The sequence below is a fragment of the Acinetobacter sp. RF14B genome (genome assembly GCF_006864105.1).
Taxonomy (GTDB): domain Bacteria; phylum Pseudomonadota; class Gammaproteobacteria; order Pseudomonadales; family Moraxellaceae; genus Acinetobacter; species Acinetobacter lwoffii_C.
The window spans coordinates 1-9,987 of sequence record NZ_SMTB01000092.1 but is presented as its reverse complement, the minus strand read 5'-3'; the positions used below and the strand labels follow the sequence as shown (position 1 = coordinate 9,987).

General features: G+C 43.4%; 13 protein-coding genes. 3 read left to right on the top strand and 10 right to left on the bottom strand.

Features of this window, described 5'->3' with window-relative positions; genetic code table 11:
• Positions 1–530: 530 nt before the first annotated feature.
• From E2K52_RS11925 to rplM, 5 genes are all read right to left on the bottom strand, one after another.
• A complete protein-coding gene (locus tag E2K52_RS11925) occupies positions 531–1,184 on the bottom strand; it encodes a hypothetical protein (RefSeq protein WP_151205298.1) in 654 nt (217 codons plus the stop codon).
• Positions 1,185–1,203: 19 nt separating this feature from the next.
• Positions 1,204–1,632 (bottom strand): ClpXP protease specificity-enhancing factor, encoded by a 429-nt coding sequence (locus E2K52_RS11920; RefSeq protein ID WP_151205297.1) that lies wholly within the window; start codon positions 1,630–1,632, stop codon positions 1,204–1,206.
• Positions 1,633–1,641: 9 nt separating this feature from the next.
• Positions 1,642–2,295, bottom strand: a complete 654-nt coding sequence (locus E2K52_RS11915) for a glutathione S-transferase N-terminal domain-containing protein (RefSeq protein WP_151205296.1) — start codon at positions 2,293–2,295, stop codon at positions 1,642–1,644.
• Positions 2,296–2,649: 354 nt separating this feature from the next.
• Positions 2,650–3,036: a 30S ribosomal protein S9 gene (rpsI, locus tag E2K52_RS11910; protein ID WP_151205295.1), complete on the bottom strand. Its 387-nt coding sequence runs from the start codon at positions 3,034–3,036 to the stop codon at positions 2,650–2,652.
• Between the two features lie 12 nt (positions 3,037–3,048).
• Positions 3,049–3,477: a 50S ribosomal protein L13 gene (rplM, locus tag E2K52_RS11905; RefSeq protein WP_151205294.1), complete on the bottom strand. Its 429-nt coding sequence runs from the start codon at positions 3,475–3,477 to the stop codon at positions 3,049–3,051.
• 668 nt (positions 3,478–4,145) lie between these two features.
• Here rplM and pdxA point away from each other — a divergent pair.
• The 3 genes from pdxA to E2K52_RS11890 are packed head-to-tail and all read left to right on the top strand — an operon-like array spanning position 4,146 to position 6,807.
• Positions 4,146–5,114: a 4-hydroxythreonine-4-phosphate dehydrogenase PdxA gene (gene pdxA, locus E2K52_RS11900; protein ID WP_151205293.1), complete on the top strand. Its 969-nt coding sequence runs from the start codon at positions 4,146–4,148 to the stop codon at positions 5,112–5,114.
• Positions 5,115–5,144: 30 nt separating this feature from the next.
• Positions 5,145–5,957 (top strand): 16S rRNA (adenine(1518)-N(6)/adenine(1519)-N(6))-dimethyltransferase RsmA, encoded by an 813-nt coding sequence (gene rsmA / locus E2K52_RS11895; protein WP_151205292.1) that lies wholly within the window; start codon positions 5,145–5,147, stop codon positions 5,955–5,957.
• Positions 5,958–5,961: 4 nt separating this feature from the next.
• Positions 5,962–6,807, top strand: coding sequence for a symmetrical bis(5'-nucleosyl)-tetraphosphatase (locus E2K52_RS11890; protein WP_151205291.1), 846 nt, complete (start codon positions 5,962–5,964; stop codon positions 6,805–6,807).
• A 221-nt stretch (positions 6,808–7,028) separates the two neighbouring features.
• Here the strand turns inward: E2K52_RS11890 and E2K52_RS11885 are convergent, their stop codons facing one another.
• The 5 genes from E2K52_RS11885 to E2K52_RS11865 form a co-directional block, all read right to left on the bottom strand.
• Positions 7,029–7,478: a DUF2147 domain-containing protein gene (locus E2K52_RS11885; RefSeq protein WP_151205290.1), complete on the bottom strand. Its 450-nt coding sequence runs from the start codon at positions 7,476–7,478 to the stop codon at positions 7,029–7,031.
• A 151-nt stretch (positions 7,479–7,629) separates the two neighbouring features.
• On the bottom strand, positions 7,630–8,076 hold the full coding sequence (locus tag E2K52_RS11880; protein WP_151205289.1) for a DUF2147 domain-containing protein: 447 nt from the start codon (positions 8,074–8,076) through the stop codon (positions 7,630–7,632).
• Positions 8,077–8,164: 88 nt separating this feature from the next.
• A complete protein-coding gene (locus tag E2K52_RS11875) occupies positions 8,165–8,839 on the bottom strand; it encodes an LrgB family protein (protein ID WP_151205288.1) in 675 nt (224 codons plus the stop codon).
• Positions 8,840–8,848: 9 nt separating this feature from the next.
• Positions 8,849–9,220, bottom strand: coding sequence for a hypothetical protein (locus tag E2K52_RS11870; protein WP_151205287.1), 372 nt, complete (start codon positions 9,218–9,220; stop codon positions 8,849–8,851).
• Positions 9,221–9,259: 39 nt separating this feature from the next.
• Positions 9,260–9,987: HflX GTPase family protein (locus E2K52_RS11865; protein WP_171478855.1), on the bottom strand; the 728-nt coding region annotated here is incomplete at its 5' end.

Genomic DNA, 9,987 nt, shown 5'->3' with positions numbered 1-9,987 from the left:
CGAACTCAGAAGTGAAACCTCTTTGCGCTGATGGTAGTGTGGGGTTACCCATGTGAGAGTAAGTCATCGCCAGCTCATTATTTAAAATCCCCCTGCTAAAAAGCAGGGGGATTTATTTTTTATAAAATGAAAAGAAATAGATGGTTATCTATTTCTATGAATCATCCGCAGCATTCACCTCCAAATATTTAGGTTCATAGTTTTTTAGGAGCGATGTTATAAAAACATCAATTATGATGCAGGATGGCGCACAAACAGAAGCCTAGGTTCAAATCATCGCTTGTCTACAGTATTTCATCTATTAGGGTGCTGATTTACAGCTATTTATCTGAATGACATTTAAATAATGGCTATTGGCACTTGAGCTAGAGAAGATGATTTTAGTTAGGGAAGTATTTTGGAGGTCGACGGTTAGCTGTATTAGCCTATTTATGTTTAATTCGGACGTGGTATAGCACTCTAAATATAAAACCCCTAATACTCTAAAGTATTAGAGGTTTAGCCGGGTATTACAAAAGTTGAGGAGCTGCTTATGCAAATAATTGCATTAAAGCACTTGCTAAGATCCATAAAATCACAATTGCAACAACAGGCTCTAAAACTTTTGCCCAGCCAGGCACATTGATGAGGACAACTTCTTCTGCTTCAACTGCAACATGCTGAGTATTTTGGTTAACCATGTGATTAAACTCCTTCATTGATATCTCTAATGATAGCTCTTCTTGAGGAATGGGTTTAGAGCCTTTAAGCTCCGTTAGATTATTTGTTGCCCAAACCCAATCATCTGCCTGACCTGACAAATGCTCAATCTGACCCAGCAGCAATTCCTGAATGCTATTCAGGTTATGATTGGCGGTGTCATGCAATTGTTTTAATTCAGACAATTGCAAATGAAAAATTTCAGCGCTGAGATGCTCAAGCTCGCTGCGTGGCAGATCTGATTTATTTTCCGGACGTGTGGTGAGATGACGGGAAATCTCCAGAATATAAAGTTCATCAGGATGCGTGATTTCGTTATAAATTTTCTGTGGATTATCGCGCCACTGTGTAATTAATTTACCTAAAGTCAGCGCATTAATTTCAGAAATATATTCTCGTCTTTGTTCTTTTGTATGGTTTTGTAGAAGCTCAGGCTTTTGAGTTTCTATCTGTTCAACAAAATATTGTACCAAATCAAAAGCCATGCACTTGCTCCATTTTTATTTAATCTAATAACCTTAACGTTGGTTTTTTCTTGGTTGGTTCAGGTTGCTTTTCAGTGCTTGATTTTAAAGCATCTTCTTCATTTTGGATATGCTCATATTCACTTGGGTCGAAGAACAGGCCTTGACCGTTTTCTTGGGCATAAATCCCTACTACTGCTGCCATTGGTACGTAAATATCACGCGAGACACCGCCAAAACGTGCAGAAAAGCTGATGTTGTCATTGCTGATGTTTAGGGCATGAACCGCATGAGGCACAATATTCAGAACAATCTGCCCATCTTTAACAAACTGCTCTGGTACCATGGTATGAGGCTGGGTTGCATCGACAAGTAGATAAGGTGTCATATTGTTATCACAAATCCACTCATAGATTGCACGCGCCATATAAGGACGGGTAGGACTTAAGTTGAATTCTGGTTCAGACATGGGAGTTCTCTATAGGTTCGACAATTGCTTTTGATAACGGTTTTTTTCCTGCAAGGTCATGGATTTGACAAATGCAGGGCGACTAAAAATACGTTGACAATATAAGTAAAATGGTCGGCATTGCTGTTTGGGTAATTCTACCCCCATACTTGGCAAACGCACAAAAACGGGTGACAGCATGCAGTCCAGGATACTAAAGTGCTCTGACATAAAATAAGGAAAATGTTGGAACAGCGGTGTCAGGGAAATCAGGATATCGCGTAGCTGGTGCTGTGCCTGCTGGCGTGCTTGCAGGTCCAACGTATCAGGATGACACAACATAATATCTGCCAGTTTGAGCCAGTCATGCTCAAAACGCCACAGATACTGTCTCTGTTCTGCACGCGGCATGGGTGCATCGGCATAGAGCTTGTTCTGGCGATAACGGTCATCCAGATATTCAGAAATAATATTGCTATTAAACAGCTTGAGCTCATTTTCAATCAGCATGGGAAGCTGGTTATACGGATTTAGGCTGGCCAGATCTGCATCGTCATGATCGACTAAAATCAGGTTGTATTTTATTTGTTTTTCGGCAAGTACGTAGCGGATCCAATGGGAGCGAAAGTCATCGGCATGACTATATAAGGTAATTCCTTGAAGAGGCGCACTTTCGACTGTCATAAATCCTGAGCAAATTCTAATGGATGGACTAGGATACTAAAATTCGCCCCAAAAAGCACCAAGCATCAAAGATGAATTGATATTTGTCTCTTTAAATTATAAGAAAATAATTAAAGGAAAATATGCTAAAAAATGCTCAATCAGCTTCTTTAAATTAAAGGGGGGTAGTATCGCTGTTTGTTTTGCTTGGTGTAGCGCATTATTATTTCAGTAAATCTTTTTGGTGTCATGAAGGGATTTGGGGAGGGGATATATATGAGCAATAAGCACTAAGAAATCAAACTGGATGAAAATAAATAAGCCATAAAAAAACCCTGGATAATCCAGGGCTTTTTGTCCAATCCGGTAAACGAATTAACGTTTAGAGAATTGAGGACGTTTACGTGCTTTACGTAAACCAAGTTTCTTACGTTCAACTTCACGAGCATCACGAGTAACGAAACCAGCTTGACGAAGAGCAGACTTCAGTGTGTCGTCAGAAGCGATCAGGGCACGAGTAATACCGTGACGGATAGCGCCTGCTTGACCACCAATACCGCCACCAGCAACAGTGATGTAAAGGTCGTATTTCTCAGTTGCTTCAAGAAGCTCTAGAGGTTGACGAACGATCATACGAGCTGTTTCACGGCCGAAGTATTGTTCAAGTGAACGGTTGTTGATTACGAGTTTACCAGTACCAGCAGATAAGAAAACACGTGCAGTTGCGGTCTTACGGCGACCTGTACCATAATTAGTAGCCATGTGCTGTATCCCTTAGATGTCCAAAACTTGTGGCTGTTGAGCTGTGTGAGGATGCTCAGCACCAGCGTACACTTTCATTTTCTTGATCATTGCATAACCAAGAGGACCTTTTGGCAACATGCCTTTTACAGCGCGTTGGAAGATTTCTTCTGGTTTGTGAGCAACTAGTTTTTCAAAATTAGTTTCACGGATACCACCAGGGAAACCAGTGTGGCGATAGTATTTCTTATCAAGTGCCTTGTTACCAGTCACTTGAACTTGCTCAGCATTGATAATAACGATGTAGTCGCCAGTGTCAACGTGAGGAGTATAACAAGTCTTGTGCTTACCGCGTAAACGACGAGCGATTTCCGTCGCAAGGCGACCTAGAGTTTTGCCAGAAGCATCAACAACGTACCAGTCGTGTTGAACTTCAGCTGGCTTAGCGCTGAGAGTTTTCATTAAACCACTACCTATTATAGTTGGTTTGGACTATGGAAGCTGTCCAAACAAAAAGGAGACGAGATTCTAAACGAATACGTGAAGAATCACAAATGAAAATTAAGAATTCCAAGCGCTGCATTATATAGTAGAGCATAAAGAAAAGGAAGTAATGAAACTTACGCTTTTCTAAGCCTTCAACCACGATCAAAATAACAACACAAGATAAAAAGAATGGACCTTTCCCTCGAAAATAAGGCTGAGAAGGTGGCTAAAATAGATTAGCCAGCCGACTTTGCGATTTCTAAATTTGCAAAATTCAGCTTTGGCGGCCTGCTCTGTTTTTATCTCTGTACGCACTGGAATTGATTATGGTATTGCTTCTGGAATAGATGCATTTGCCAAGATTGCATGGATATCTTTTAATTCATATTTACTTTTGCTGCCGGTGCTAATGTAGAGCGCAGTCAGTATCAGTATGCTGTTGCTGAATGCTCAGGGTTATGTTGCTATCTGCTTAGTCATGATTCAGTTTTATCTGATTCTTTTTGTCTTACAACTTTGTGTCAGCACTGTGTCTGAATTGGGACATATTCCAGCTCCTATTAATATCAGATAGCTTTTAATAGGCATGAATATGGAATCCGCAGGCGGTATACTTGAGGCACGTGCTTTAATTTGAGTCAATCATGCTGCCTTTATATGTGACGAGTGGTGAACCTGCGGGTATAGGTCCGGATATCTGTTTAAGCCTTGCAGAACGTGTGGATGAACGGCCGGTGGTGGTGCTGGCAGATATGAGCCTGTTAGAAGCCCGGGCACACTGTTTGAACAAGCAGGTGAAGCTGGTTGAATATACAGGACAAAGCTGTTCGTCAGAAAAAGGCCAGCTTTATGTGGAGCATGTATCTTTAGAACAGGAGGTTATTTTAGGAGAGCTGAATCCGTATAACTCCGCCTATGTGCTGGAGCAATTACGTCGCTCGGCTGATTATGCCATGACGGGCAAAAGTGTGGGCGTGGCAACGGCTCCCGTACAGAAGTCCGTGATGAATGAAGCCGGGATTCATTTTAGTGGACATACCGAATATTACCAGGAATTTGCGGGCGTGCCGCGCGTGGTAATGATGCTGGCCACCAAAACCTTGCGTGTTGCTTTAGCCACCACACATTTACCTTTACGTGCAGTGGCAGAGGCTATTACACCTGAGCGCTTGCATCAGGTAATTGATATTCTGATTCATGACTTGAAATCCAAATTTAAAATCCAGCATCCGCATATTTTAGTGTGTGGCCTGAATCCGCATGCAGGTGAGGGTGGTTATTTGGGTATGGAAGAAATCGAAGTGATTAATCCGGTGCTGGAAAGTTATCGTGCTCAGGGTATTAACCTCAGTCTGAGCCTGCCTGCCGATACTTTATTTACGCCGGAAAATTTAAAAGATGCCGATGCGGTTCTGGCGATGTATCACGATCAGGGCTTACCTGTGTTAAAATCTCAGGGCTTTGGTGAAGCCATCAATATTACTTTGGGCTTACCGTTCATCCGTACTTCGGTCGATCATGGCACAGCTCTCTCCCTCGCAGGTAGTGGTCTTGCAAAAAGCTCAAGCTTGCATGTAGCTGTGGATTTAGCGCTGGATCTGGCGCGTCAGTGATCTTGTCTTTTTTACACGTTGGAAATGTCTATGTATCAAATTAATGCCTTAAACCCGAAAGATGAAGGGCATCATACGCGCAAGCGTTTTGGTCAAAACTTCTTACATGACCAACGTGTCATTGCTAAAATTGTCCGTTCTGTGAACCCGCGTCCGGGTGACAATATTGTGGAAATTGGACCAGGTCTGGCCGCTTTAACCTCTCCGTTAATTGGTGAATGTGATGCCTTGACGGTGGTGGAACTGGATCGTGACCTGGCAGCAGGCTTACCGGGTCGTGTGCCCTATCCTGAACGCTTAACCATTGTAGAAACCGATGCGTTGAAATATGACTTTACTGAACTTTTTCAGGAAGGTCGCCCGCTACGTGTCGTGGGTAATTTACCTTATAATATTTCAACACCTCTACTGTTCCATCTCTTGGAATTTGGTGAAAAAGTCAAAGACATGCACTTCATGCTGCAAAAAGAAGTGGTAGATCGTATTACGGCCGTGCCGAATAGCAAAGAATATGGCCGTTTGTCGGTGATGATTCAATATTACTGCAAGCCGACTTTCCTGTTTGAAGTCCCACCAGGCTCCTTCAATCCCCCGCCAAAAGTCACTTCTGCAGTATTCCGTTTAGAACCTTATGTAACTAAACCGATTGTGGCGAAAAATGAAAAAGCCTTGGCACGTCTGGTCGCGCATGTATTTACCCAGCGTCGTAAAACCTTACGTAACAGCTTGAAAGGAATGCTGGCAGAAGAAGGCTTTGAAAAGGCGGGGGTCGATCCGATGGCGCGGCCAGAAACCCTGACACTGGCTCAATTTGTTGCATTATCAGATCAAATGGTAAATTAATCTTATGGCACGCATGGTTCGATACAATTACGTGATTGGTGATGTGCAGGGCTGTTTTGCAGCCTTGAAAGCCTTACTGAAAGAAATTCGGTTTGATCCTGATCAGGACTTTATCTGGTTTGCTGGCGACTTGGTGGCGCGCGGAGAAGATTCGCTGGGAACACTGCGTTTTGTTAAAAAGCTGGCTGATTATGGGGCTGCTGCAACGGTGTTGGGTAATCATGATCTGACCTTGCTGGCTTATGCACGTGGGATTAAACCGATTAAAGATCACGACAATGTCCGTGATGTGATTGATGCCATCGACAGTGATGACCTGATTGACTGGTTGCGCAAACAGCCGCTCTGCCTGTTTCCAAGTCCACAGACCATTCTGACTCATGCCGGTATTCCAAAACTATGGGATGCGGCTAAAACGGCTGAGCTGGCCCAGGAAGTCGGAACAGTCATTGCTCATGATGACTTTGAAATTGTGGATGCTTTCCTAAATGAGATGTTTGGTAAAGAGCCATCTTTATGGTCGGATCAGCTTGAAGGGCATGAACGGATCCGCTGTATCGTTAACTATTTGACCCGTATGCGTTTAACCGATGCAGCAGGACGTCTGGATTATAGTTTTAAAGACGCGTTGGATGATCCGATGCCGGAAGGCTTTAAACCCTGGTTCGAGTTTGAGTCGCCTGCGGCACAGACCCATCAGATTCTTTTTGGTCATTGGGCTGCCCTGCAAGGCCAAACAATTACTGAAAAAATTCAAAACGTAGATGGTGGTTGTGTCTGGGGCCATCAGTTAATGGCTTTTCGTCTTGAAGATCAGCAGATGTTTGCCATTGATAATCCGGTCGCATGACGCCCCACATAAAAAAGCCACTTAAACGTGGCTTTTTTATCATTTATAGCTTGAGTGGGTAACGAAGTCAGATCTGGTCAAGGTGGATTGCCCAGCCGCTGTTATATCCTATACCCCTATAAAAGCTCTGCATACAATACGAGCTATCCCCCGATTTTAAATTTTAGTTCATTAATATCTTTAAATGAATTGCGCTAAAAGCATGCATTGATATAGGTGTTTTATTCTAGGCGTATCCAGGTTTGTGTACGACCAATCGCAGAGATGCCGATATATCCTCGTAAAAGCAGACGTCTGCCATTGGCAGACTGCTTCGCTTTCAGGTTATAGACTTTACCTGAAAGCGGATCAAGGATTTTGCCTGACGAATACATGTTTTGACCATCAGCTTTTAAGTTCTGAAAGATATCTAAACCGAGAATAGGCTGATTGGTATAAGGCGCAGGGCAATCTACGCATTTTTCCCGGGGTGTATAGCCCGGACGCGGGGTAATTTTTGTGATTTTCCCCGTATATGTGCCGTTGTGCTCCTGACGAATTTCAATCAGTGCTTTAGGTGATCCCGTTTTATCGTCAATTTGCTGCCAAATACCGCTCAGACCTTGAGCAAAAAGTGCTGAGCTGAATGAAAGTAAACCTGCGAGTGATGCCCATATTATACTTTTCTGCATCTTTATTTCCCCCTTGACCACTTGTCATTCAAGTGCCGAATCTAATTTTTTATATGCGATATTGGCCTAGATTCTGCAGTTGAATACTGGTTATTTTTTTGGATTTGAAACGTTTTTTATTCAGTTTTATGCTTCTGGCGCAGGCCTTAAACTAGTCGTGGCGAATCCATGTTTGACTGCGGCCGAGTGCAGAGACACCCACATAGCCGCGTAAAGTAATACGCTTGCCATTCGGGCTCAGTCTGGCTTTGGTGCTGTAGATTTTTCCTGAAAGCGGATCCAGGATTTTACCTCCCACGTAGTTGTTCTCGCCGTCTGCTTTAAGACCGGTCAGTACGTCTAGGCCCAAGATTGGTTTATTGGTATAAGGGGCAGGGCAGGAAACACAGGTTTCTTTCGGGGTATAACCTGGACGTGGGGTAACTTTTATAATTTTAGCAGTATAGCTGCCATTTGATTCTTGGCGGATTTCTAAAACAGCTTTTGAAGAGCCTGTTTTGTCATCGATGTTTTTCCACAGCCCTGTAATATCATTGGCCCAAATCATGCCTGAAAAGCTGCTCAAGAGAAGGGCCGAAACCAATTTAATCTTTTTCATTAAAATCATCCTTTACTTTATGACAAAATACAAATTGATAATAAGCTTAATTAATAGACTAAACAATCATTTAAAAATGATTGTTTAGTCACATTTTTTGCAGAAAAAAGATAAATGATGGTAGCCATATTGCAGTGAAAACCGCATTGACCGCCATACCGAATGCAGCATAGCGTCCTGCAACACTGCCGCGCTGCCATGCCTGTGCTGTACCAATCGCATGTGCTGCCAGTCCCAATGCCAGGCCGGAGGCGCGTTCATCATTGATATGCCTTAAAATAAACGGTGAAAAAGCAGCACCGATCACACCAGAGAGGATCACAATTAAAATAGTCAGGCTGATAGGGGCCTCAAGTAAGGTGGCAATATTGATGGCAATCGGTGTGGTGACTGCACGAGTGGCAAAAGCCATAATATCGGTAGAAGACATGTGCAGCAGATAAGCCAGTCCCATCGGTAAAGCCACGGCACTGATACTGGCAAAGATCAAAATCCCGATAATGGCTTTTAAAGGCAGGTCATCATAGCGCATGGCAGCAAGTGGAATCGCCAGAGCAACTGTTACGTAACCGAGTAGATGGTTAAAGATCGGATTGACCTCATCCATATAATGCTCATAAGGAACACCGAATCCGAACAGGATGAGCAATACCAGAAACATGGCAAAAACAATGACTGGAATTTGTGGAATAAAACGGTTAAGTGGCTTGGCCAGCAGATAAGCGATCAGGGTAATCAAAAAACTATACAGAATAGAGAGCATGTGGGATTCCTATAACCAGCGTTTTGCCATTTTGGCATAGATCCAAAGAGGAAGAAGCGTGCTCAGGCACAGCACCAGCATAAAGGCCGGAATCTTTTGTCCCAATTGGATCAGCATGATCAAAGAACCGGCACTAATCGGCAAAAAGGCAAAGGCACTTTCTTTCATCAGTTTATTATTGGTATCAATCAGACGTGGAGGCAGTTTGGAAAAATAACGCCATGCAAACAGTACAATCAGCAGACTGATCAGCCCGACCAGATTTCCCAGTTCAGGATGATTGAGTTGAGTCATGATCCATACTGAGCCTTCACGAAAAACCACAATCAGCAGTAGAGTGGCGATCCATGCTGGCCAGTCGATATTTTTTATCCAGTTCATCAATTGTAGTCATTTAATAAAAAGTTTAATAATCAAGTTTTACTCGATCTTGGTCTTGATTTCAAATTCTTCCAGTGGGCGCTTGAATTGTTGCGCCTGTTTGCCAAGAATGTCTTCGAGGGGTAAATGCGCCTGTTTAATCAGTTGTTCGAGTTTTTGTGGCGCAATCCGGATATTGAGATGCAGGTGGCCTTCCTCATCATAATGTTCAGACTGAATGACGTTCAGGCTATATAACTGATTACGCAACTTGCCATGTGCATGCTGCAGAACCAGCTCAAACGACTGAAGTTGCCCCATCAGAGCTTCATGTACAGCCTTACGCAATAAATCAATACCCGCGCCACTATGGGCTGAAATATACACCCGCTCAGGTAGACCCGGTTGTCGGTAAATAATTTTTGGCTCTTCACCACTACAATCAATCTTGTTGTAGACACGCAGCATCGGTACATCTGCGCCGATTTCTTGCAGGACTTTTTCGACCGCTTCAATCTGCTCCAGCATATCTGGACTGCTGGAATCGATCACATGTAACAGCAACGTAGCTTCCAGGGTTTCTTCGAGCGTTGCTTTAAAAGATTCCACCAGCGAGTGGGAAAGATTGCGGACAAAACCTACAGTATCGGCCAGAACCAGATTGCCAATGCTGTCCCATTCCAGACGGCGCAGGGTTGGATCGAGGGTGGCAAAGAGCTGGTCGGCGGCATAGACATCGCTGCCGGCTAGAATATTAAACAGGGTGGATTTGCCGGCATTGGTATAAC